Source organism: Nonomuraea sp. NPDC049646 (assembly GCF_044465525.1).
Lineage (GTDB): Bacteria > Actinomycetota > Actinomycetes > Streptosporangiales > Streptosporangiaceae > Nonomuraea.
The window spans coordinates 819,633-841,842 of the sequence record NZ_JBITLU010000002.1; the positions used below are offsets into that span (position 1 = coordinate 819,633).

The 22,210-nt window shown below is 73.9% G+C and carries 20 protein-coding genes; 9 read left to right on the forward strand and 11 right to left on the reverse strand.

What is annotated here, in order from left to right; all coding sequences use genetic code 11:
- Positions 1 to 15: 15 nt before the first annotated feature.
- The 8 genes from ACIBQ8_RS08630 to ACIBQ8_RS08665 form a co-directional block, all read right to left on the reverse strand.
- Positions 16 to 705 (reverse strand): GntR family transcriptional regulator, encoded by a 690-nt coding sequence (locus ACIBQ8_RS08630; protein ID WP_397191585.1) that lies wholly within the window; start codon positions 703 to 705, stop codon positions 16 to 18.
- Between the two features lie 142 nt (positions 706 to 847).
- Positions 848 to 1,708 (reverse strand): 3,4-dihydroxyphenylacetate 2,3-dioxygenase, encoded by an 861-nt coding sequence (gene hpaD, locus ACIBQ8_RS08635; RefSeq protein WP_397173659.1) that lies wholly within the window; start codon positions 1,706 to 1,708, stop codon positions 848 to 850.
- Positions 1,708 to 3,144, reverse strand: a complete 1,437-nt coding sequence (locus ACIBQ8_RS08640; protein ID WP_397173658.1) for an aldehyde dehydrogenase family protein — start codon at positions 3,142 to 3,144, stop codon at positions 1,708 to 1,710. Before ACIBQ8_RS08640 ends, hpaD begins: the two co-directional genes overlap by 1 nt.
- Entirely contained in the window at positions 3,141 to 4,628 is a 1,488-nt protein-coding gene (locus tag ACIBQ8_RS08645) for a GMC family oxidoreductase (protein ID WP_397191586.1), read from the reverse strand. Before ACIBQ8_RS08645 ends, ACIBQ8_RS08640 begins: the two co-directional genes overlap by 4 nt.
- Positions 4,615 to 5,301 carry an ABC transporter ATP-binding protein gene (locus tag ACIBQ8_RS08650; protein ID WP_397191587.1) on the reverse strand — a complete coding sequence of 229 codons (687 nt, stop codon included), beginning with the start codon at positions 5,299 to 5,301 and terminating at the stop codon, positions 4,615 to 4,617. Before ACIBQ8_RS08650 ends, ACIBQ8_RS08645 begins: the two co-directional genes overlap by 14 nt.
- Complete coding sequence (locus ACIBQ8_RS08655) at positions 5,298 to 5,987, reverse strand: ABC transporter ATP-binding protein (RefSeq protein ID WP_397173653.1); 690 nt, start codon at positions 5,985 to 5,987, stop codon at positions 5,298 to 5,300. Before ACIBQ8_RS08655 ends, ACIBQ8_RS08650 begins: the two co-directional genes overlap by 4 nt.
- Positions 5,984 to 7,870: a hypothetical protein gene (locus ACIBQ8_RS08660; RefSeq protein ID WP_397191588.1), complete on the reverse strand. Its 1,887-nt coding sequence runs from the start codon at positions 7,868 to 7,870 to the stop codon at positions 5,984 to 5,986. Before ACIBQ8_RS08660 ends, ACIBQ8_RS08655 begins: the two co-directional genes overlap by 4 nt.
- Complete coding sequence (locus ACIBQ8_RS08665; RefSeq protein ID WP_397191589.1) at positions 7,870 to 9,129, reverse strand: ABC transporter substrate-binding protein; 1,260 nt, start codon at positions 9,127 to 9,129, stop codon at positions 7,870 to 7,872. Before ACIBQ8_RS08665 ends, ACIBQ8_RS08660 begins: the two co-directional genes overlap by 1 nt.
- Before the next feature lie 278 nt (positions 9,130 to 9,407).
- Here ACIBQ8_RS08665 and hpaE point away from each other — a divergent pair, with 278 nt between their 5' ends.
- Together hpaE and ACIBQ8_RS08675 are read left to right on the forward strand one after the other, a co-directional pair.
- The gene (gene hpaE / locus ACIBQ8_RS08670; RefSeq protein ID WP_397191590.1) at positions 9,408 to 10,874 is read left to right on the forward strand and encodes a 5-carboxymethyl-2-hydroxymuconate semialdehyde dehydrogenase; all 1,467 of its coding nucleotides are present in this window, start codon (positions 9,408 to 9,410) and stop codon (positions 10,872 to 10,874) included.
- A 74-nt stretch (positions 10,875 to 10,948) separates the two neighbouring features.
- Positions 10,949 to 12,043: a glycerophosphodiester phosphodiesterase gene (locus ACIBQ8_RS08675; RefSeq protein ID WP_397191591.1), complete on the forward strand. Its 1,095-nt coding sequence runs from the start codon at positions 10,949 to 10,951 to the stop codon at positions 12,041 to 12,043.
- Positions 12,044 to 12,142: 99 nt separating this feature from the next.
- Here the strand turns inward: ACIBQ8_RS08675 and ACIBQ8_RS08680 are convergent, their stop codons facing one another.
- A complete protein-coding gene (locus ACIBQ8_RS08680) occupies positions 12,143 to 12,982 on the reverse strand; it encodes a DUF1206 domain-containing protein (protein ID WP_397173645.1) in 840 nt (279 codons plus the stop codon).
- A gap of 67 nt (positions 12,983 to 13,049) precedes the next feature.
- Positions 13,050 to 13,838, reverse strand: coding sequence for an SDR family NAD(P)-dependent oxidoreductase (locus tag ACIBQ8_RS08685; RefSeq protein ID WP_397191592.1), 789 nt, complete (start codon positions 13,836 to 13,838; stop codon positions 13,050 to 13,052).
- Between the two features lie 66 nt (positions 13,839 to 13,904).
- Here ACIBQ8_RS08685 and ACIBQ8_RS08690 point away from each other — a divergent pair, with 66 nt between their 5' ends.
- Both ACIBQ8_RS08690 and ACIBQ8_RS08695 read left to right on the forward strand, forming a co-directional pair.
- Complete coding sequence (locus tag ACIBQ8_RS08690; RefSeq protein ID WP_397173642.1) at positions 13,905 to 14,675, forward strand: MoaF C-terminal domain-containing protein; 771 nt, start codon at positions 13,905 to 13,907, stop codon at positions 14,673 to 14,675.
- A 12-nt stretch (positions 14,676 to 14,687) separates the two neighbouring features.
- Positions 14,688 to 15,080 (forward strand): nuclear transport factor 2 family protein, encoded by a 393-nt coding sequence (locus ACIBQ8_RS08695; protein ID WP_397173640.1) that lies wholly within the window; start codon positions 14,688 to 14,690, stop codon positions 15,078 to 15,080.
- Positions 15,081 to 15,121: 41 nt separating this feature from the next.
- Here ACIBQ8_RS08695 and ACIBQ8_RS08700 read toward each other — a convergent pair whose 3' ends face one another.
- Positions 15,122 to 16,057: a TIGR03619 family F420-dependent LLM class oxidoreductase gene (locus ACIBQ8_RS08700; RefSeq protein WP_397191593.1), complete on the reverse strand. Its 936-nt coding sequence runs from the start codon at positions 16,055 to 16,057 to the stop codon at positions 15,122 to 15,124.
- A gap of 96 nt (positions 16,058 to 16,153) precedes the next feature.
- Here ACIBQ8_RS08700 and ACIBQ8_RS08705 point away from each other — a divergent pair, with 96 nt between their 5' ends.
- From ACIBQ8_RS08705 to ACIBQ8_RS08725, 5 genes are read left to right on the forward strand one after another with little or no spacing between them, the layout of a single operon-like run.
- Positions 16,154 to 17,344, forward strand: coding sequence for an ABC transporter substrate-binding protein (locus ACIBQ8_RS08705; RefSeq protein WP_397191594.1), 1,191 nt, complete (start codon positions 16,154 to 16,156; stop codon positions 17,342 to 17,344).
- Entirely contained in the window at positions 17,344 to 18,201 is an 858-nt protein-coding gene (locus ACIBQ8_RS08710; RefSeq protein WP_397191595.1) for a branched-chain amino acid ABC transporter permease, read from the forward strand. The genes ACIBQ8_RS08705 and ACIBQ8_RS08710 overlap by 1 nt, the downstream gene beginning before the upstream one ends.
- Complete coding sequence (locus ACIBQ8_RS08715; protein ID WP_397191596.1) at positions 18,188 to 19,933, forward strand: ATP-binding cassette domain-containing protein; 1,746 nt, start codon at positions 18,188 to 18,190, stop codon at positions 19,931 to 19,933. The genes ACIBQ8_RS08710 and ACIBQ8_RS08715 overlap by 14 nt, the downstream gene beginning before the upstream one ends.
- Positions 19,930 to 20,640, forward strand: a complete 711-nt coding sequence (locus ACIBQ8_RS08720; RefSeq protein ID WP_397173630.1) for an ABC transporter ATP-binding protein — start codon at positions 19,930 to 19,932, stop codon at positions 20,638 to 20,640. Before ACIBQ8_RS08715 ends, ACIBQ8_RS08720 begins: the two co-directional genes overlap by 4 nt.
- Positions 20,637 to 22,205, forward strand: a complete 1,569-nt coding sequence (locus ACIBQ8_RS08725; RefSeq protein ID WP_397191597.1) for an amidohydrolase — start codon at positions 20,637 to 20,639, stop codon at positions 22,203 to 22,205. Before ACIBQ8_RS08720 ends, ACIBQ8_RS08725 begins: the two co-directional genes overlap by 4 nt.
- The last annotated feature ends 5 nt before the right edge of the window (positions 22,206 to 22,210 follow it).

The following is a 22,210-nucleotide window of genomic DNA, read 5'->3' on the forward strand; positions in this document are numbered from 1 at the left end:
GGCGCGGGCGGGAGGTCAGTGCCGGCGGGAGACCTGGGCGGTGTGCAGGGCGTCGGCGGTGGCGATCTTGTGGTTGCGGGCCGCCTGCTCGATCACCTCGGCCTCGGCGGCCCCCTCGATCAGGCTCAGCAGGTGGTCGTGCTCCTCCACCGACCTGCGCGCCCGCCCCGGCACGTACGTGAAGCTGGAGCGGCGCATGTGGTCGAGCCGCGCCCACTCCGACTCCAGCAGGGCGTTGAGGTGCTCGTCGGGGCAGTGGCGGTAGAGCGAGAAGTGGAACTCGCGGTTGAGCGCGGTGAAGGAGGTGGGGTCGAACTCCTCCAGCGCCTCCTTCATCCGCTCGTTGATCTCCCGCGACTCCTGGATCTTGGCCGCGTCCATGTGCGGCGCGCAGATGGCCGTGGCGTAGCCCTCCAGCCGGGCCAGCACGTTGAGGGTGTGCTCGACCTGCACCGAGTCGAAGACGGCGACCCGGGCGCCGATGTTGCGCACGACCTCGACCAGCCCGTCGGACTGCAGCCTGCGCACGGCCTCGCGCAGCGGGATCGTGCTGACGCCGGTCTCCCGGGCGAGCTGGTCCATGACCAGCCGGTAGCCGGGGCCGTACGTGCCGTCGAGGATGCGGGCCCGCAGCAGGTCGTAGCTGATCTCGGCCTTGGAGCCCTTGGGCCGCTTGGCCTGGGCCGGTTTTCTCGTGCTGCTCACCATCACCCCTGCAGGACCTTCATGATGGCGTCGCGGAAGCCCGCACCCACTGTCATCCCCTCATCTTGCCCGACCACGAGCCCGCGCGACGCCTGGACCCCCGCCATCCAGAACCTCCGTCTGTCCTATTTCACATATGATTTCAGATCTTATCGTACGCGGGCACGGGGAAGTCCACGACCACCTGCCCGGTTCCCGTCGAGCCGAAGTACGGGCACAACTGCTCCCCCCGCCCCTTGTACGACCGCCACCCCAGCAGCCCGAACAACATCGCCGTGTCCGCCATCGCCCCCTCGCCCGCGCAGCGCACGTTGTAGTCGGGCAACATGTCCAGGAACTCGCCGATGCGCCCTTCGGCCCACATGTCCAGCACGGCCATGTCGATCTTCCGGTTGAGCGGGCTGCTGACCTCGTTGAGCAGCGACTCGGCGGTCTCGTTGGAGGGGAAGGCGTGCGAGAGCGAGCCGCTGGCCAGGAAGGCGACCCGGCGGTCGCTCTGCCGGATGCCGCGCAGCAGGGCCTCGCCGATGCGCCGGTTCTCGTCGATCGAGGAGTAGACGTTGCAGCCGATCGGCAACACCCGCACGGCGGAGTCCTCGTTCATGAAGTGCATCGGGACCAGCGTCGCGTACTCCAGGCCCAGGTCGCGGTAGGTGTGCACGAGCGCCTTCTGCCCGCCGGCGGTGATCTCGGCGCGGATGAGCTCGGCCAGCTCGGGGTCGCCCGGGTAGTCGTAGTCCAGGTCGTGGATGAAGTGCGGCAGCTCGTGGCTGGCGTAGGAGTCGCGGTGGCGCTCCTTGCCGTTGAGGTGGAAGCCGATGCTGTTCATCCAGTGGGTGTCGGCGATCAGGTACGTGTCCGCCCCCAGCTCCCGCGCCCGCCTGCCGACCTCGGTGAGAGCCAGCTCGGCGGGCCGGCGGATGCCGAAGTGCCGGCCCGGCTGGATCGACAGCCAGATCGACGGCACATGCGTGATCTTGGCTGCCAGGACGAGCTCTCCCATCACACCCTCCCCAGGTGCGTCCAGACGCCCTTGACCTCGGTGTAGGCGTCGATGGCGTACGGGCCCATCTCCCTCCCCCACCCGCTGGCCTTGTAGCCGCCCCACGTGGTGGCGGCGTCGGGCACATGGATCATGTTGATGAACACGGCTCCCGCCCGGATCCGGGCGGCCAGGCGGTGGGCGGTCGACAGGTCGTCGGTCCAGATGGAGGCGGCCAGGCCGTACTCCAGTCCGTTGGCGCGGCCGGCGATCTCGTCGGGGTCGTCGTAGGCCAGCACCGGGATGACGGGCCCGAACACCTCCTCGCGGGCCACGGCCATGGCGTCGGTCACCTCGGCGAACACGGTGGGGCGGTAGAAGAAGCCGGGGCCCTCGGCGCGCCTGCCGCCGGTGACGAGTTGCGCGCCATCGTACAGCGCGCTGCGGACGTGGGCGTCCACGGCCATCAGGTGGTCCTCGCTGATCAGCGGGCCGAGGTCGGTGGCCGGGTCGAGGCCGGGTCCGACCTTGAGCGCGTCGGCCGCGGCGGCCATCTTCGAGGCGAACTCGTCGACGCGCCTGCGGTCGACGTAGAAGCGCGAGTACGCGGCGCAGACCTGGCCGCTGTTGAACAGCGCGCCCTGGACGTTGCCCGCCACCGCGGCGTCGATGTCGGCGTCGGCCGCGATGATGCTCGGGGTCTTGCCGCCGAGCTCCAGCGTCAGGCGCTTGAGGTTGTCCGCGGCGGCGTGCACGAGCGAGCGGCCGACCGACGTCGAGCCGGTGAAAGAGATCTTGTCCACGCCCGCGTGACCGGCCAGCGCCGCGCCGGTCTCCGGGCCGCCGGTCAGCAGGTTGACCACGCCGGGCGGGAAGCCGGCCAGCGCCATCAGCTCCACCAGCCGGACCGTGGTCAGCGGGGTCTGCTCGGCGGGCTTGACGATCACCGTGTTGCCGCAGGCCAGAGCGGGGGCGAGCTTCCAGGCGGCGATCATCAGCGGGAAGTTCCACGGGGTGATGAGCGCGCACACGCCGACCGGCTCGCGCCGGGTGTAGTGCAGGGTGTCGGGGTACGAGACGGGCAACACCGAGCCCTGGATTTTCGTACACCATCCCGCGAAATATCGGAAATGTTCGGCAGTGCCGGGCACGGTCACGTTCCGCGCCACCGCCAGCGGCTGGCCGTTGTCCCTGGTCTCCAGCTCGGCCAGCTCGTCGGCGTGCTCCTCCACCAGGTCGGCCACCTTCCACAGCAGCCTCGCGCGGGCGGCGGCGGGCATCTCGGCCCAGGCCGGGTCGTCCAGCGCGGCCCTGGCCGCCGCCACCGCGCGGTCCACGTCGGCGGGGCCCGCCTCGGCGCACTCGGTGATCACGGTGGCCTCGGCCGGGTCCAGCGTGGCGAACGTCGCGCCGTCCGCGGCCGGACCCCAGGCGCCGCCGATGTACAGGCCGGTCATGAGCCGATCTCCTCTCGCACCATGTCCGCGCACCGCTCGCCGATCATGATGGCGGGCGCGTTCGTGTTCCCTGACGTGACGGCGGGCATCACCGAGGCGTCGGCGACGCGCAGCCCGTCGATGCCGTGGACCCTGAGCCGCTGGTCCACGACGGTTCCCATGGCGCAGCTCCCGACCTGATGGTGGTAGGTCACCAAGGTCCTCTCTATGTGCTCGGACAGTTCACGGTCACCGGGGTGGAGCTCCGGGCCCGCCCATTCCCGCAGGGCGGCGGCGTGGGCCGGCTCCCGGCACAGCTCGACGGCCGCGCGCATGCACGCGCGGTCGGCGGCCGCCGCCAGGTAGGCGGGGTCGAGGTGCAGCGGCGCGTCGGGGTCGGCCGAGGTCAGCGCCAGGTGGCCCCTGCTCTCCGGCCGGACGATCCCGGCCATGAGCGTGAAGGCGTCCGGCGGGCCGGTCATGCCCTCGTCGTACAGGGGGATGTGGAAGAACAGCGGCTGCACGTCGGGGCCGGGCAGGCCGGGACGGCTGCGCCAGAAGAGCTGGCTGTGCATCGGCTGCAGGCCGGGCATCGCGGGCGGCACGGGCCGGCGGGCGGCCACGATCACCGGGACGAGCGCGTGGTCGTGCAGGTTGCGTCCGACGCCGGGCAGGTCCTCCACCGCCTTGATGCCGTGCCGGCGCAGCCCGGCCGCGTCGCCGAGGCCGCTCAGCAGGAGCAGGCGCGGCGACTCGACGGTCCCGGCGCTGACCACGACCTGGGCCGCGGCCCCCACCTGGTGCAGGCGGCCGTCCTGGCGGTACTCCACGCCCACGCACCGCCGCCCGCGCAGCAGCAGCCGGCGGGCGCGGGCCCCGGTGCGGATCTCCAGGACCGGCCGGTCGCAGCGCGGGCGCAGGTAGGCGTCGGCCGTGCTGTGCCTGCGGCCGTGCCGGATCGTGAGCTGGCAGAACCCGGCGCCGTCGGGACGCTCGCCGTTGCAGTCGGGGTTGAACGGCAGGCCCTGCTCCACGGCGGCGGCCACGATCGCCGCGTTGACCTGGTGCGGCGCGTAGTCGGCGATCACCCGTACCGGGCCGCCGACGCCGTGGTGGTCGCCCGGCCCGCGGTCGAAGTCCTCCAGCCGCTTGAAGTACGGCAGCACCTCGGGGTACGACCAGCCGGGCCCCCAGGCGTCGTAGTCGGCCGGCGCGCCCCTGACGAAGATCATGCCGTTGAGCGAGGACGAGCCGCCCAGCACCTTCCCGCGCGGCCAGTGCGGACGCCGCCCGCCCAGCCGCCGCTGCGGCGCCACCCGGTAGTCGTAGTCCTCGGGGCCGCCCCACAGCCGGAACACCCCGCCGGGGTCGTGGATGTCGGGGTTGACGTCGGGGCCGCCAGCCTCCAGCAGCAGCACGCGCAGCGTCTCGTCGTCGGCCAGCCGGCGGGCCACCGCGGCGCCCGCCGAGCCCGCGCCGACCACGACGACGTCAAAGGTCTCCATCGCCCGCTCCCAGATAGGCCGACCGCAGCCGGCCGCGCAGCTCGTCCGGCGTGCCGCGCAGGACGACCCGGCCCCGGTCCAGCACGTGCACGCGGGCGGCCAGCTCCAGGGCGAGCCGGGTGTACTGCTCGATGAGCAGCACCCCGGCGCCGGCCTCGGCCAGCGCGGCCAGGGCGGGGACGAGCCTGGACACCACGGCGGGGGCCAGGCCGAAGGACAGCTCGTCCACCAGCAGGTAGCGCGGCCCGCCGGTGACGGCCTGGGCCAGGGCGAGCATCTGCTGCTGGCCGCCGGACAGCGTGCCGGCCCGCCGGTCGAGCAGCCCGGCCAGCTCGGGGAAGGCGGCCAGGGCCGGTCCGGGGTCGGGCCCGGCCACGCGCAGGTTGTCGGCCACGCTCAGCGAGCGCAGCACCCGGTGGCCCTCGGGCACGGCGGCCACGCCCAGCGCCCGGACCCGTTCGGGGCGCAGCCCGGTCAGCCCGTCGCCGTCGGCGCTGACGGCGCCCGCCTCGACCGGCAGCAGCCCGGCCACGGCGAGCACGAGCGTGCTCTTGCCCGCGCCGTTCGCGCCGAGCAGCGCGGTGATCTCGCCGGGCGGCACGTCGAGCGTCACGTCGTGCAGCACCTCGCGCCCGCCCCTGCGCACGCGCAGGTCGCGCACTTCCAGGCTCACGGCGCCTCCCCCAGGTAGGCGGCGCGCACCCGCTCGTCGGCCAGCACCGCCGCGGTCGGGCCGGCGGCGACCAGCCGGCCGAAGTCCAGCACGGCCGTGGTGGCGCAGATCTCGCCGACCAGGGCCACGTCGTGCTCGATGAGCAGCACGAGCGCCCCGAACCGCTCCGGCACGGCCGTGACCACCTCGGCCAGCGAGCGCGACTCCGCCTCCGACAGCCCGGCGGCCGGCTCGTCGAGCAGCACGATCCTGGGCGTGCCGACCAGGGCGCGGGCCAGTTCGAGCCGCCGCCGTTCGGGCAGCGTCAGCTCGGCCGCCGGGCGTCCGGGGTCGCTCAGGCCGCAGAAGGCGAGCAGGCCCTCGTCCGGGCCGCCCAGGTGGTCGGCGGCCAGGCGCAGGTTGCCGGCCGCGCTCAGCTCGGCGACCACCTGCTCCTGCTGGAACGTGCGGCGCAGCCCCCACCTGGCCCGCCGGTGCGGCGCGAGCGCCAGCAGGTCGGCGCCGCCGGCCGTGACCCGCCCGCAGACCGGCCGGACGAAGCCGGACAGCACGTCGAACAGGGTGGTCTTGCCCGCGCCGTTGGGCCCGATGAGCCCGCACAGGCCGGAGTCGAAGGTCAGGGTGACGCCGTCCAGCGGGCGCACGCCGCCGAAGCGCACCCGCAGGTCCTCGATCTCCAGCCTCATGCGGGCCGCCGCAGGTCCTCTAGCTGCCCGCCGATGCCGCGCGGCGCGGTGATCAGCGCGTGCACGGTGCCCGCGCCGAAGACGACGAGCATGAGGTTGCCGTCGAGCCCGGCGGCGTCCAGGGCGGCGGGCACGACCTGGCCGACCACGCCGGACAGCACCACGCCGGTCAGCCCGTACGCGCCGCCGACCAGGACGACGGCGAACAGCAGCACCGAGTCCGAGGCCCGGAACGAGATCGGGTCCAGCCGCCCGGTGTTGGCGGCCAGCAGCGCCCCCGCGGTCCCGGTGACGAACGCCGCCAGCGCGAACGCCCACACCTTGTACCTGGTCAGGGCCACGCCGACGGCCAGCGCGCCGGCCTCGCCGCTCCTGATCGCCGCCCACGCCCGGCCCGGCCGCCCGCGCTGGTGCAGCACGACGAGGACGAGCGCGAGCACCGCGCACAGGACGGCGAACCGGAAGAACCCGGCGTCGGAGGCGGCCATCGAGGGCCGCGGCATGGCCTGCTGCGTCCCGCTGCCCGCCACCCGGCCGAGGAGCCCGGGCCCGCCGTCGGGGAACCCGGTCGCCGAGAACGCCACCTGGAACGCCCCGCCGGCCATGAGCGTCACCAGGGCCAGGTCCACGCCGGACAGGCGCAGCGCGGGCAGCCCGTACACGATGCCGACCAGGCAGGTGATCGCCCCGGCCGCCGCCACGACCAGCGGGAACGGCCATCCGGTGGCGAACGCCAGCCGCAGCGCCACCCAGCCGCCGACGCCGAGCAGCGCCACCTGGCCGAGCGAGACCAGCCCGAGCCGGGCGTACAACAGGGCGATGCCCGCGGCGGGGATGACGAAGATGACCGCGGAGGTGAGCACCCGCACCCAGTAGCCGTCCACGGCCAGGGGCACCAGCACCGCCAGCGCCGCCGCCCCGGCGGCCAGCCCGAGCACCAGGCGCAGCACCGAGCGGGCGTCGCCGGGCGGCAGCGGCCGGGTCCGCGCGGTCAGCGCGGGCTCGGCGGGACGCACCTCGACCGTGCCGCCGCGCCTGGCCCGCGCACCGGTGCGCTGCAGCCACAGGATCGCCGCGACGGCCACTGCGAACGGCGCCACCGACCGGTACGGCGCGGTCTGCTCCCACGCCCCGCCCAGCGCCTCGGCCAGCCCGATCGCCAGCCCGGCCGCCAGCGTGACCGGCAGCGACCTGAAGCGGCCGACCACGCCCGCCGCCAGCGAGGCGATCACCAGGAAGGTCAGGGTGCCCGCCTCCAGCCGGGTCAGCGAGCCGAGCACCAGCCCGGTCAGCCCGGCCACCGCGCCGCCCGCGGCCCAGGTGACGGTCTCGACCCGCCGGATGGGCACGCCGAGCAGCGCGCTGATCTCGCGGTCGTCGGCCAGCGCGCGCATGGCGGTGCCGAAGCCGGTGCGGCGCAGCAGCACGGCGGTCCCGGCGGTCAGCGCCACGGCCAGCGCCAGCGCGAGCGCCTGGGTGAGGGTGACCCGCGCGCCGCCCACGTCGAACCCGGCCGTGTCGGTCGGCAGGGTGAGCGTGCGCGGGTCGTCGCTCCACGTCCAGTAGCACAGGCCGAGCAGCACGAGCGCGAGGCCGAGCGTGCACACCGCCTTGACCAGCGGGTCGCGGGCGGCGACGAGCGGGCCGACCAGGCCGCCGTACAGGCCGGACAGCAGCGCCGGCAGCAGCGGCGCGGCCGCCAGGGCGAGCGCGACCGGCCAGCCGTCCTGCAGGAGCTGCCAGGACAGCAGCGCGCCGGTCGCGCCGAGCGCGCCGTAGGCCAGGTTGAGCACGCCCGTGGCGCGGTAGAGCACGACGATGCCCACGCCCGACAGCGCGTAGACGGCCCCGAGGGCGAGCCCGCTGATGACGAACGGCAGCATCAGCCGGTCAGCCCCAACTGCTTCTCCTCCCGCAGCAGCGGCGCGAGGTCGGGGTCCTGGGCCGGCGTGCAGTCCTTGATCTTCGTCCAGCCGCCGCCCTTCATCGTGACGTAGCGGGTGTCGTGGTTGGCGTTGTGGCGGGCGGCGCGGCCGAAGTACCAGGGGGCGCAGAGCAGGTCGCTGCGGAAGCCCTTGACCTGCGACAGGGCCCGGCTCACCGAGGCGCGGTCGATCGTCCCGCCGGTTCTGGTCAGGGTGTCGACGAAGATCTTGGCGGCCAGGAAGCCGCCCTGGGAGAAGGAGTCGCGGGGGGCCTTGTCGTCGGCGTACTCGTCCATGACGCGGCGCCACAGCTTGTTGTCGGGGGTGCCGGCGTCGAGCATGGTGAACTCGGAGTTGGACACGAAGCCCTCCCAGTAGCCGCCGACCTGGCCGGGGAAGGCGGTGTCGTAGCAGGGCGTCAGGCAGACGAAGGTGACCTTGTCCTTGAGGCCCTGGGCCTGGGCGGCCTTGAGGATGGCGGCGTCGTCGGGGGCGGGGTCCTGGAGGATGATCGCGTCCGGGCGGCCCCGCATGGCCTCCAGGAGCACGGCGGTGGCGTCCTTGACGCCGGGGTCGTGCAGCACGTCGCCGGCCGAGGTCAGGCCCTTGGTCCGCAGGTAGGCGCGCACGCCGTCCTGGGTCCAGTCGCCGACGCCGGGCACCCGGTTGCTGATCTGGGCGACCCTTCTGGCGCCCTTGACCTCGACGGCGTACTGGGCGGCGGCCACGGCGCTGATCCTGGGGCCGGCGTTGACCGGGGCGATGCGCGGCGACTCGAAGCACGCGCGCGGCACGCCGACCGCGAGCACGTCGAACAGCCCGTTCTGCTCCCAGATCGGGCCGGAGACGCCGCAGGCGACGAAGCTGGAGCCGCCGACCAGGGCGACCAGGTCCCGGTCGCCGGCCAGCTTGGTGGCCAGGGCCGAGGCCTTCTGCGGGTTGAGGCCGTCGTCCTCGACCAGGTACTCGACCGGACGGCCGCCGATGCCGCCGCCGGCGTTGACGCAGTCGAAGTACGCCCTGGCCGCCTTGGTGGCCGAGCTGAAGTCGATGCCGCCGCTCGCGGTGACGATCGCGCCGACGGTGATCGGGGTCCCGGTGGCGGGCCTCCCCGTGCCGCAGGCCGTCTTGGCGGCGCCGCCGTCCTGGCCCGTCCCGCAGGCGGAGACCACCAGAGCGACGGCGGCCCACCACACCAGGCGTCGTGGACATCGCATACGCACCCCTCCTCGAAGCGCCGTGCGTCCTGCCCCGATGGACAAATCATGTACGACATCAGATATTTCTGTCCATAGGTTCCCCATGTATCATCGACGATGTCCTATACGATTTGACGGGGTTGCGAGGGGCCTTCCGCTGGGCCTTCCACCTGGGCAGTCATCGTGGCGGGGCGGAGGAGGAGTGCCATGAGACGGCGATCCGGCCGCACGTCCGACAGGGGATCGATCGCACCCGTGGCCGGGGGGCCGCCGTCCCAGTGCAAGGAGATCGCCCGTTGAACCTGGAGCACTACATCGACGGGGCCCACGTGCCCAGCGTGTCCGGCCAGACGTTCACCTCGCTGGAACCCGCCACCAACCGCCCCGCGCTGACCGTCGCCTCCGGGGACGCCGAGGACGTCGACCTCGCCGTGCGCGCCGCGCTCAGGGCGTTCACCGACGGGCCGTGGCCGCGGATGCCGGGCGAGCAGCGGGCGGCGGTGCTGCGCGGCATCGCGGCGGCCATCGAGGCGCGCGACGAGCGCATCGCCGAGCTGGAGTGCGGCGACACCGGCCTGCCGATCACCCAGGCCAGGGGCCAGGCGCGGCGGGCGGCGCACAACTTCCGCTTCTTCGCCGACGTCATCAGCAGCCTGGGCGAGGACGTCTACCGCGTCGGCTCGGCCCAGCTCAACTACGTCGTGCGCAAGCCGGTCGGGGTGGCCGGGCTGATCACGCCGTGGAACACGCCGTTCATGCTGGAGACCTGGAAGCTCGCGCCCGCCCTGGCGGCCGGCTGCCCGGTGGTGCTCAAACCGGCCGAGTGGTCGCCGCTGTCGGCCAGCCTGCTGCCGGAGATCATGGAGGAGGGCGGGCTGCCGACCGGCGTGTTCAACCTCGTCCACGGCATCGGCGAGCGGGCCGGGGCGGCGCTGGTGGCCCACCCCGACGTGCCGGTGATCTCCTTCACCGGCGAGACCGCCACCGGCCAGACGATCATGCGCGACGCCGCCACCGGCCTCAAGACGTTGTCGATGGAGCTGGGCGGCAAGTCGCCGCTGCTCGTCTTCGACGACGCCGACCTGGACCGGGCGCTCGACGCGGCCGTCTTCGGCGTCTTCTCGCTCAACGGCGAGCGCTGCACGGCAAGCTCGCGGGTGCTCGTCCAGGACACCGTCTACGAGGAGTTCGTGGCCCGGCTCGCCGAGCGCGCCGCGCGGGTGCGCGTCGGGCCGCCGCACGACCTGGCGACCGAGCTGGGCGCGCTCATCCACCCCGAGCACTACGAGCGGGTCATGTCGTACGTGCGGGCCGGCGTCGAGGAGGGCGCCCGCCTGGTGGCCGGCGGCGGCCGCCCGGACGGCCTGCCCGAGGGCAACTTCCTGGCCGCCACGGTCTTCGCCGACGTGACGCCCGCGATGCGCATCTTCCAGGAGGAGATCTTCGGCCCGGTCGTCTGCGTCACCCCCTTCGCCACCGAGAAGGAGGCCCTGGCGCTGGCCAACGCCACCCGGTACGGCCTGGCCGCCTACGTGTGGACCAGCGACCTGCGCCGCGCCCACCGCCTGGCCCAGTCCGTCGAGGCCGGCATGCTCTGGATCAACTCCCAGAACATCCGCGACCTGCGCACGCCCTTCGGCGGCGTGAAGGCCAGCGGCCTGGGCAGGGAGGGCGGCCGGTACAGCATCGACGTCTACACCGAGGCGCACATCGTGCACGTCGCCACCGAGGACCTGCCGATCCCCCGCTTCGGCCTCGGTTGAACCCGTCCCGCCACGTCCTTCACTGTGCGCCCGGGCGTAACGTCCGGGCCACCTCGGCGGTCTACCGTGCCCGCATGACGACGCGCAGGTTGTTCGCGAGCGTGCTGGCCGCCGTCCTGGCCGGCGGTACGGTCGCTGTCGTGCTGACCCAGACGCCATCCGCCACGGCCGAGCGCCGCGGCCAGGCCCCCGTCGTGATCGGTCACCGGGGCGCCAGCGCCCACCGGCCCGAGCACACGCTGCTGTCCTACGAGGCGGCCATCGCCATGGGCGCCGACTACATCGAGCCCGACCTCGTCTCCACCAAGGACCACGTGCTGGTCGCCCGGCACGAGAACGAGATCTCCGGCACGACCGACGTGGCCGCCCACCCCGAGTTCGCCGATCGGCGCGCCACCAGGACCGTGGACGGCCGGCCGGTCACCGGCTGGTTCACCGAGGACTTCACGCTGGCCGAGCTGAAGACGCTGCGGGCCAAGGAACGCGTGCCGGACCTGCGGCCGGACAACACCGCCTTCGACGGGCTGGCCGAGATCCCGACGTTCGAGGAGGTCGTCCGGCTCGCGCAGCGGCACGGCGTCGGGGTCTACCCCGAGACCAAGCACCCGACGTACTTCGACTCGATCGGCCTGTCGCTGGAGGATCCGCTGCTGGAGGTGCTGAACCGGTACCGCGTGCGCAAGGCGTACATCCAGTCCTTCGAGACGGCGAACCTGCGCGAGCTGCGCGGACGGACGCGGCTGCCGCTCATCCAGCTCATCACCTACGGCGGCGCGCCCTACGACTGGGTCGCCGCCGGCAGCACCCGCACCTACGACGACATGGTGACCCCCGACGGGCTGCGCGAGGTGGCCCGGTACGCCGCCGGGATCGGCGTGGACACCCGCCGGGTGGTCCCGGTGGACGCCGCGGGCGCGACGCTGCCCCCGACCACGCTGGTCCAGGACGCCCACCGCAGGCGGCTGGAGGTGCACGTGTGGACGATCCGCAACGAGAACTCCCAGCTGCCCGCCGACTACCGCAGGGGGAACCCGGCCGCCCCGGTCTTCGGGCGGGCCACCGGCGACGTCGCCGGCTGGCTGAGCAGGCTGGTCGAGCTGGGCATCGACGGCGCGTTCTGCGACGACCCGGCGATGGGCCGCGCGGTGGTCACCGGCCGCCCCTCCTGACCGGGTCCCCTCCCGGCCGCCCCTGCCGACCGGGGCGCGCACGCGAAGCGGCGGGCCCCCTTGCCGGGGACCCGCCGCCAGTGCGCCGCTCGGGACGCGTCAGGTACGGCGCCAGCGGGACTCGCCGAAGCAGTAGCCCGCGAACAGCAGCAGCCCGAGCGCCACCACCGCGAGCAGCCACGGCCCCACCGGCGTGTCGGCGAAGCGCCGCAGGGTGGCGTCGATGCCGCCCGCCTTGTCGGGGTCGAAGGTGACCGCCGCGTAGCCGACGAAGACGCCGGCGCCGCCGGTGATCACGCCGCGGGCGATGTAGCCGGCCTGGCCGAGCCGCTCCATCACCTTGCGGGCCTTGGGCGACATGCGGCCGAGGTCGAGCTCGCGCTCGAACTTCTTGGTGACGCCCTCGTGGATCCAGTAGATGCCGAGGGCGACGATGCCGAGCCCGATCAGGCCGACGATGATCTGGCCGCCGGGCAGGTCGAGCAGCTTGCTCGTCAGGTTCTGCGACTGCTTGTCGTCGGACTTGGCCTGACCGGCCAGCAGCACGCTCAGCAGGGTCACGCAGATCAGGACGTACACGCCGGTGCGGAAGGCCGACTGCGCGCGGTCACTCGCCTTGCGGTGACTGAACAGCGCCTCCGACGCCTGCCACAGCGCCAGCCCGGCGAAGCCGACCGTCATGATCCACAGCAGCACCTGGCCGAAGGGCAGTCCGGCGATGGTGGTGATGGCTCCCGACTTGTCGGCCTGGCGGGAGCCGTCGCCGAAGGCGATCTGCAACGCCAGCACTCCGATCAGCGCGTACAGCACGCCGCGGCAGGCCAGTCCGATGCGGGCCAGCGTGGTCATCGCCGGGCTGTCGGCTGCTCTGCGGGCCGCGTTCTTGGCCTCGCGGCCCGCGTCCATGGCGTCGCGGCCCGCGCTCTGTGCGGTGCTCACCGTTCCTCCTGGGGGTTTGCGGAAGAACTCCCCTTTGCCCGGGAAACGGCGTTCTAGGCGTCGCCGATCAGTCGAAGGCGAGGGTGGGCAGGTCAACGGCGGTGGCGCCGCCGTCGGCGACGACCACGCTGCCGGTCATGACGGCGCTGTCCGGCGAGGCCAGGAACAGGCAGATCGCGGCGATCTCGTCGGCGGTGGCCGGGCGGCGCAGCGGCACGTCCTTGGTGACCAGCTCGTACGCGGTGTCGCGGGTGATGCCGTCGCGGGCGACCAGCACGTCCATCTCCTCATCGGCCATCGGCGTGCGCACCCAGCCGGGGCACAGGCAGTTGGCCCGGACGCCCTGGGGCCCGTAGTCGCGGGCGATCGAGCGGGTGAGGCCGATGAGCGCATGTTTCGTCGTGACATATCCGGACACGGCCGGGCCGGCGGCCAGGCCCGCGATCGACGACACGACCACGATCGCCCCCTTGGACCGCACCAGCGCCGGCAGCGCCTCCCGGCAGGTCACGAAGCAGGTGTTGAGGTTGGCGTCGAGGCTGAGCCGCCAGGACGCGTCGTCGGTCTCTCCGACCGGCCCGCCCCCGTGGCCGCCCGCGTTGGCCACCACCACGTCGAGCCCGCCGAAGCGGCCCAGGCACGCCTCGACCGCCGCCCGCGCCTGGCCGGTGTCGGACATGTCCGCGCAGGTCACGGCCGCCGCGTCGCCGAGGTCCGCGGCCACCTCGGCCAGCGGCCCGGGACGGCGGCCAGCCAGCATGACCGAGGCGCCCTCGGCGGCGAACCTGCGGGCGGTCGCCGCGCCGATGCCGGTGCCCGCCCCGGTGATCAGCGCGACCTTTCCCTTGAGCCTCATCGCCTACTCCTTTGCAACGGGAAGCTATATGATTTCATAGACGAATTCGTGGAGGAAGGAGCGGCCATGACCGATCGCCCTGCCGGTTGGAAGAACATGGACGATTTCGCGCCCGGGATCGCCACGAACCGCCTTCCGGCCACGTACGCGCTCGCGGGCACCGAGATCGACCTCACCTTCGACGACGGCAGCAAGACGTCGCTGGCCTTCGCCGGTCGTTACAAGGTGCACGCCGACGGCGGCCCCGCCGAGCCGTACGAGGCCGTGGCCATGCGCGAGGACCTGTTCTACGTCGGCCGCGCGCACGCCGAGCGGCCCCGCGAGTACACGGTCACCGTCCTGCACACCAGCACGGGCCGGGCGCTGCGGGTGGTCTCGGTCATCGCGCCCGAGCCGGTCCCGGGGCAGCCGCGGGTGTCGCAGACGTTCACGCCCGGCGTGATCGAGGGCCGGGAGGTCACCGGCGAGCCGCCCGCGCCGACCCGCGAGCTGATCGGCCGGCGGGCCCTGTACCGCTACAGCCCCGAGCACCTCTACGAGCACGTCTACCTCAGCTCCGAGCGTTACGCCTGGCAGTGCCTGGCCGGCGCGCAGCGCGGCCATGGCGACGTCGACCTGTCGGCCGCCTGGAAGATCGCCGACGGCCTGTACGTGTTCGCCTTCCGCGAGTTCCGCATCCCGGTCGCGGCCACCTGGCTCTACGACTGGACGGCCCTGCGCACGGTCGGCACCTTCTTCGGCCTGTCGGGCGAGGGCGAGATCCACCATTCCCCCGGCGGCGCGCACATCGAGCCGCTGGGTCAGGTCACCTATCCGGCCGGTGAGGAACCGGTCTGAGGAGAAACACAGATGAGCGACAATCTCGACGCCGTACGCGCCTCCTACGCGGCCTCGGCGGCCGGCGACGTGAACGGCATCGTGTCCCTGCTGGGCCCGGCGGCCCGGTGGACGGAGATGGCCGGCTTCCCGTACGCGGGCACGTACGTGGGGCCGCAGCAGGTGCTGTCGGAGGTGTTCGCCAAGCTGGGCAGCGAGTGGGACGGCTACCAGGCCGAGCCGGAGGAGTTCGTGGACGGCGGCGACGTGGTCGTCGTGATCGGCCACTACAGCGGCACCTACCGCGCCACCGGCAAGTCGATGAAGGCGCGCTTCACCCACGTCTGGCACCTGGAGGACGGCGTGGCCACCCGGTTCGAGCAGTTCACCGACACGGCCCTGGTCCGGGAGGCGCTCGTCCCATGATCCCGTCGCGCGGCCGGATGAGGGCCGGCCGCGCGACGTCCTCAGCCGGTCAGCTCCCCCACGCGGCGCATGACCTCGCGGCAGAACGCGCCCACGCCGTCCGGGTCGTCGATGAACTGCGACGGCTTGATGCAGAACGTGGTGTACCCCTCGGCCATCCGGGCCGGGATGTGCTCCAGGGCGGGGCCGAGCGGCGCGCAGGAGACGGCGTCGGGGAAGACGGCCCGCGTGCCGCCGGCCAGTTCCAGCTCGCCGATGTCACGACCGGCCGCCTTCATGCCGTCGGCCAGCGCCTTCATGTCCTCGGCGGGCGGGTAGCCGAGCGGGTTGAACCCGCTGCCCCAGCGGGTCATCCGGCGCAGCAGGTGGCCGCTCATCCGCGCGCCGCCGAACCACAGCGCGGGCCCGCTCTCCCGGTACGCCTTCGGCTCGAAGTACACCTCGTCGAACCGGTAGTGCCGGCCGTGGTAGCTGACCGGCGAGTCCCGCCAGAGCAGCTCCCAGATCTCCAGGTGCTCGTCGAGGAGCTCGCCGCGCCGCTCGAAGGGCACGCCGAGCGCGGCGTACTCGTCGCGGCTCCAGCTCACGGTGGGCAGCACGACGAGCCGGCCCTGCGACAGCAGGTCGAGCGTGCCGAGCTCGCGGGCCAGCGCCAGCGGGTGGCGCAGCGGGGCGAGCACCGCGGCGGCGGCCAGGCGCAGCCGGGTGGTGACCGAGGCGACGGCCGCCAGCAGGCCCAGCGAGTACGGCCACGGCGTGAACGGGTCCTGGTTGCCGGGCATCGCGTACTCGCGGGGGTTGGCCATGCGGCCCCGGGCGCCGGCGTCGGGGCCGAGCACGATGTGTTCACTGATCATGACCGAGTCGAACCCGGCGTCCTCGGCCTCACGCGCCCACCGGACCAGCACCGGCAGGTCGCGGGCCGAGGTCATCGTCCAGTTCTCGGACAGCACGAGTTGCATGCGCGGTTGCTTCATCTTGCATTCATACCCGAACGATCTCCATCAAGCTAGCTCTTGAACCCAATCGTTTGGCACCTTACGATCCCTCCAAAATCCGCAGAGAGGTCGCCCATGATCCCCATGAGGGCACTCGCCGTCCCGCTCGCCGCCCTGCTTGTGGCCGCCGGGTGCGGCCTGTCCGACGACCCGCCGGCCGCCTCCTCCGGCGCCGCCGGCGTCATCAAGGTGGGCGGCGTCAGCTCGCTGAGCGGCGCGGTCACCTTCCCCGACTCCTCGGCCGCCGCCAAGGCCGTCTTCGACCGGGTCAACGAGCAGGGCGGCGTCAACGGCCACAAGATCGAGTACGTCGGCGCCGACGACAAGGGCGACCCGGCCGCCGCCGCCCAGGCCGCCCGGGACGTCGTCACCAACCAGGGCGTGGTGGCGCTCGTCGGCTCGGCCAGCCTGCTCGACTGCGCCGTGAACGCCCCCTTCTACCAGCAGTCGCGCATCGTCTCCGTCCAGGGCACCGGCGTCGACCCGACCTGCTTCGAGTCCCCGGCGATCTCCCCGGTGAACACCGGCCCGTACCTCAACATGGCGATCAACCTCTACTACGCCTCCGAGGTGCTCAAACGGGACAAGGTCTGCATGTTCCTGGCGATCCTCGGCAACACCAACGACGCCTACGGCGGGGCCGTGAAGAGCTGGACCGCGCTCACCGGCAAGAAGCTCACCCTGGACGACCGCACGGTCAAGCCGGACTCCGACCCGACGCCGTTCGTGCTGCGGGCCCGGCGGGAGGGCTGCCAGGCGGTCCTGTACAACGGCACCGAGCCGATGGCGATCTCCTGGATGAAGGTCGTCAAGCAGCAGGGCGTCAGCGGGATCGACTGGCTGATGACCACCGCCCCCTACACCGAGGCCGTCGCCAGGGCCCTGGGCGCCGACGGGGACGGCATGTACGCCAACGCCGAGTTCGAGCCGTTCACCGAGGCCGACTCGCCCGCGCTCAAGGACTGGCGCACGCTCATGACCTCGAAGAACGTGCCGCTGACCTCCTTCGGGCAGGGCGGCTACCTGGCGGCCAGGTACTTCGTGGACACGCTGAAGGCGATCAAGGGGCCGATCACCCGGGAGTCGGTGACGGCGGCCTTCCAGGCGCTCAAGCCCGTCCAGAGCCCGATGACCGGCACCCCGTACGCGTTCGGGCAGGCCGCCAGGCACTTCTCCAACCGGGCCGGCAAGATCGTCCAGCTCAGGGGCGGCGCGTGGCACGTGGTCACCCGCGAGTGGGTGCGCTACCCCGGGACGCTCGGCTGATGTTCCAGGGCCTGGTCTCGGGGCTGGCCGCGGGCGGCACGTTCGCCGCCCTCGGCCTGCTGCTCACCGCCATGTACCGGCTGACCGCGACGGTGAACCTGGCCGTCGCGGCGACCGGCGTGGCCGGGGTGTACGTGATGGCCGCGCTCACCGGGACGGGGTGGCCGTACTGGGCGGCGGCCCTGGCCGGGGTGGCGGCGGGGGCGCTGGTGTCGGCCGGGTGCGGGTTCGTGATGACGCGGTGGTTCGCCGAGAGCGGGCCGCAGACCCGTACCGCGGTGTCGATCGCGCAGCTGATCGGGATCATCGCGCTGGCCTACATCGCCTTCGGCGACGAGCCGCGGGTGCTGCCGAACCCGGCCGCGGGCCGCGTCGCCACGCTGGCCGGGGTGGTGGTGACGCAGGGCGCGGTCGTGCTGCTCGCCCTGGCCGTGGTGATCGGCGCGGGCACCTGGCTGCTGCTCACCCGGACGCCGCTCGGCCTGCGCCTGCGCGCCATGGCCGAGCGGCCGGTGACCACGGAGCTGCTGGGCATCGGCACCCGGGCGCTCACCGTGGCCGTGTGGGCCCTGGCCGGCGCGCTGTCGTCGCTGGTGCTGCTGGTGGTGGCGCCCGTGCGGTCGAGCGACATCCTGTCGCTGAGCATGCTCATCGTGCCCGCCTGCGCGGCGGCGCTGGTCGGCGGGCTGCGGCGGCTGGCGGGGGCGCTGGCCGGCGGCCTGGCGCTCGGGCTGCTGGAAGGGGTGCTCGCGGGGTCTGCGGTGGTGCAGCAGTACCGGGACGTGGTGCCGTTCGCGGCCATCCTGCTGATCCTCGTGTGGAGCCGGCGGCGGGAGGTGTGGGATGCGTCCCGCTGACGGGCCGGTGCCGCGGTGGGCGGTCGCGGGCGTCCTGATGGCGGCGGCGGCCTACGGGCTGGCCGCCGGGCTGCCGGCGTACTGGGTGTTCCTGGCGATGTCGGCGGTCATCTCCGGGGTGCTGCTGCAGAGCCTCGGCGTGGTGGCCGGGCAGGCCGGGATGGTGTCGCTGTGCCAGCTGGCCTTCGCCGCCATCGGCGCCTGGACCACCGCCCAGCTCAACGTCTGGGGCGTCCCCGGCGGCCTGTACGTCTGGCTGCCTCTCTCGGGCCTGGCCGCCGTGCCGTTCGGGCTGCTCATCGGCCTGCCGGCGCTGCGGCTGCGCGGCGTGCACCTGGCGATCGTCACGCTGGGCTTCGCCGCGACCGTGGACGTCGTGATGGCCGCCAACTCCTTCCCCGGCGTGAGCAGGGGCGTGGTGGTGGGCCGTCCGGCGGGGCTGGCCTCCGACCGCCAGTTCTTCCTGTTCTGCTGCGGCGTCTTCGCGCTGGTGGCGGTGGCGCTGGCGGTGCTGCGGCGGACCCGGCTCGGCGCGTCGTGGCGGGCGCTGAAGGAGTCCGAACGGGCCACGGCGGCGGCCGGGACCAGCGTGCCGGGGGCCAAGCTGAGCGCCTTCGCGGTCAGCGCCTTCATCGCGGGCCTGTCGGGGGCGCTGCTGGCCGGGCAGCTCGCCATGGTGGTCTCGCGCAACTTCGACCCGGGACAGTCGCTGGTCGCCTACGCGGTGGCCGTGATGGCGGGCGCCCACCACGCGGAGGGCGCGCTCATCGGCGGCGCGCTGGGCGTGCTGGTGAGCGAGCTGCTGCGGCGGTTCGGCGTGCCGCAGCAGTGGGCGAACGTCGTGTTCGCCGTGGGCGCGGTGCAGGCGATGACGCAGGGCTCGGGCATGAGCGACGGCCTGCGCGCCGCCCTGCGCTCCCGCCGTGCCCGCCGCTCCCGGAGGTCCGGCGACCGGCCGGGCATGCCCGCCGCGGCCGGGCCCGAGCTTCCCGCGCCCGGTCCGGACGGACGGCCGCCGGCGTTGCGGATCGAGGGCGTCAGCGTGCAATACGGCCAGGTCGTGGCCGTGGACGGCGTCGGCCTCACCGTGCTCGCCGGCGAGGTGCACGGGCTGGTCGGCCCGAACGGCGCGGGCAAGTCGTCCCTGGTCGACGCGATCAGCGGGTTCGTGCCCGCCGGAGGCGGCCTGGTCGAGGTCGGCGGCGTGGCCGTCGCCGGGGCCGGCGGCGGCACGGCCGTCCACCGGCGCGCCAGGGCCGGGCTGCGCCGCACGTTCCAGCAGGACCGGGTGCCGGTGGGCCTGTCGGTGCGCGAGTACCTGCGCTTCGCCGCGCGCCGCTCCCTCAGCGACGCCGAGCTGGCCGAGGGCCTGGCCGGGCTGGTGACGGCGGCGCCCGGCGACCCGATCGCCGCGCTCGACGTGGGCAGCAGGCGGCTGCTGGAGGTGGCCGGGACGCTGCTGGCCCGTCCCGCGGTCGCGGTGCTGGACGAGCCCGCCGCCGGCCTCGGGCACGCCGAGAGCGAACGGCTGGGCGCCTGGCTGCGGCGGGTCCCCGCCCGGTACGGCGCCGCCGTCCTGCTCATCGAGCACGACCTGGACCTGGTCAGGGCGGCGTGCACGGGCGTGACCGTGCTGGACTTCGGCCGCGTCATCGCCCAGGGCCCGCCCGCCGAGGTGTTCGCCGAGCCCGGCGTCCTGCGGGCCTACCTGGGCCAGGAGCCCGCCGCGTGAGCGGGCGGACGGGAGGCGACCCCATGGACCTCGTGCTGCGGGACGTGACCGTGGCCAGGGGCGGCCGGCCGGTGGTCAGGGACGTGACGCTGACCGCCGCGCACGGGCAGGTCACCGTCCTGCTCGGCCCGAACGGCGCGGGCAAGACCACGCTGCTCGAAGCGGTCTCGGGCGTGCTGCCGGCCGCCGGGGGCGACATCGTCCTCGGCGGGACCACGCTGACCGGCCGGCCGCGCACCCGCCGGGCCCGGCACGGCCTGGCGCACGTGGAGCAGGGCCGGGCCGTGTTCGCCACGCTCACCACGCGCGAGAACCTGGCCCTGGCCGGCGACCCTCGGCGCGCGCTGGAGCTGTTCCCCGAGCTGGAGCGGCGGCTCGACGTGCGGGCCGGGCTGCTGTCCGGCGGCGAGCAGCAGATGCTGGTCCTGGCCAGGGCCATCGGGACCGGTCCCGCGGCGCTGCTGCTGGACGAGATGTCGCTCGGCCTGGCCCCCGGCGTCGTGCGCCGGCTGCTGCCGGTGATCCGGCGGCTGGCCGACGAGGGCTGCGCGGTGCTGCTGGTCGAGCAGTTCGCGCACGCGGCCCTGGCCCTGGCCGACAGCGCGTACGTGCTGGCCCACGGCGCGATCACCTACGGCGGCGACCCCGCGCCGCTGCGCGAGTCGGATGCCGCGCTCAGGCGCGCCTATTTGGGAGATGATTCATGACGAACGCGGATCTCTTGCTGGTCAACGGGCGGGTGCTCACCATGGACCCGGCCCGGCCGTACGCGACCGGCGTGGCGGTGCGCGACAGCGTGATCGCGCACGTCGGCGACGCCGCAGGCTGGAGCGCCGACGAGGTGGTGGACCTGCGGGGACGCGTCCTGCTGCCCGGGATCAACGACTCCCACCTGCACGCCTGCGGCTACGGCCTGACCCGCCCGCCGTTCTGCGTGGACGTGGCGGTGGGGTCGATCGCCGAGGTGCGGGAGCGGGTCGCCGCCGCGGTACGCGCCGCCGGCCCCGGCGAGTGGGTGCGCGGGATCGGCTGGAACCCCGGCCGGCTGGCCGAGGGCCGGTCGCCGTCGAGGACGGACCTGGACGACGTCGCCCCCCACCACCCCGTCCTGCTCCAGGACTTCTCCGGCCACACGACGTGGGCGAACTCCGCGGCGCTGCGGCTGGCCGGGTTGCCCGCCGACGGCGACGGCCTGCTGCACCACGGGGACCAGGGCCTGGTCCAGCGCCTGGTGCCGCCGCCGCCCGGCGGGCTGAGGCGGGTGCTGCGCGAGGTGGTGGCCGAGCTGAACCGGGCCGGGATCACCAGCTTCACCGAGCCGGGCCTCGGGCCGGGCGGCGGGGAGGCGTTCGCGGGCGGCATGGGGCCGGGGGTGCTGGGCGCGTACGCGGAGCTGGCGCGGGCCGGCGAGCTGACCGCGCGGGTGAGCGTGCTGGGCCTGCCGAGCCCGATGTCGGGCGCCTCGGTCGCCGACACCGCCGCCTACCTCGACCGTCTGCCGGACGACCTGGACGGCGTGGACGAGCGGCTGGTCCGGCTGCTGGGCGTGAAGGTGTTCGCCGACGGGATCCCGCCGTCGGAGACGGCCTGGATGCGGGAGGCGTACCCGTCGGGCGGCCACGGCTCGCTGTGCACGCACGGCGGCACGGACGCCGAGCGGGTCGCCGAGCTGGACGAGATCCTGCGCCTGGTGCACGTGGCCGGCCTGCAGGCGGGCGTGCACGTGGTGGGCAGCCGGGGCGTGGACGCCGTCGTGGACGCGCTGGCCGCGATCTCCCGCGAGCACCCGCGGGCCGACCCACGCCACTACGTGATCCACGGCCAGTTCGCCTCGAAGCAGGCGCTGGCCACGCTCGGCGAGCTGGGCTACGGGATCAACCTCCAGCCGGTGCTGCAGCGCGTGGAGTCGGGCACCACGCGCGAGCTGTTCGGCGCGCGGGCGGCCGAGCAGGAGTGGCCGGCCCGCTCGGCGATCGACGCGGGCGTGCTGACCGCGTGCAGCTCCGACGCGCCGGTGACCGCGCCGGACTGGCGGGCGGGCGTGGCGGCGCTGGTCGCCCGCGACGGCGAGGGCGTCTCGCTCGCCGAGGCCCTGGCCACCTATACGATCGCCGGAGCGCGACAGGACTTCGCCGAGGGCTGGAAGGGCACGCTCACCCCGGGCAAGGTCGCCGACCTGTGCGTCAGCGCGGCGACGGCGGACGACGACGTCGTGGCCGCGCCGGTGGACCTGACGGTGTTCGGCGGCCGGGTCGTTTGGTCCCGTTCGTGAGCGGC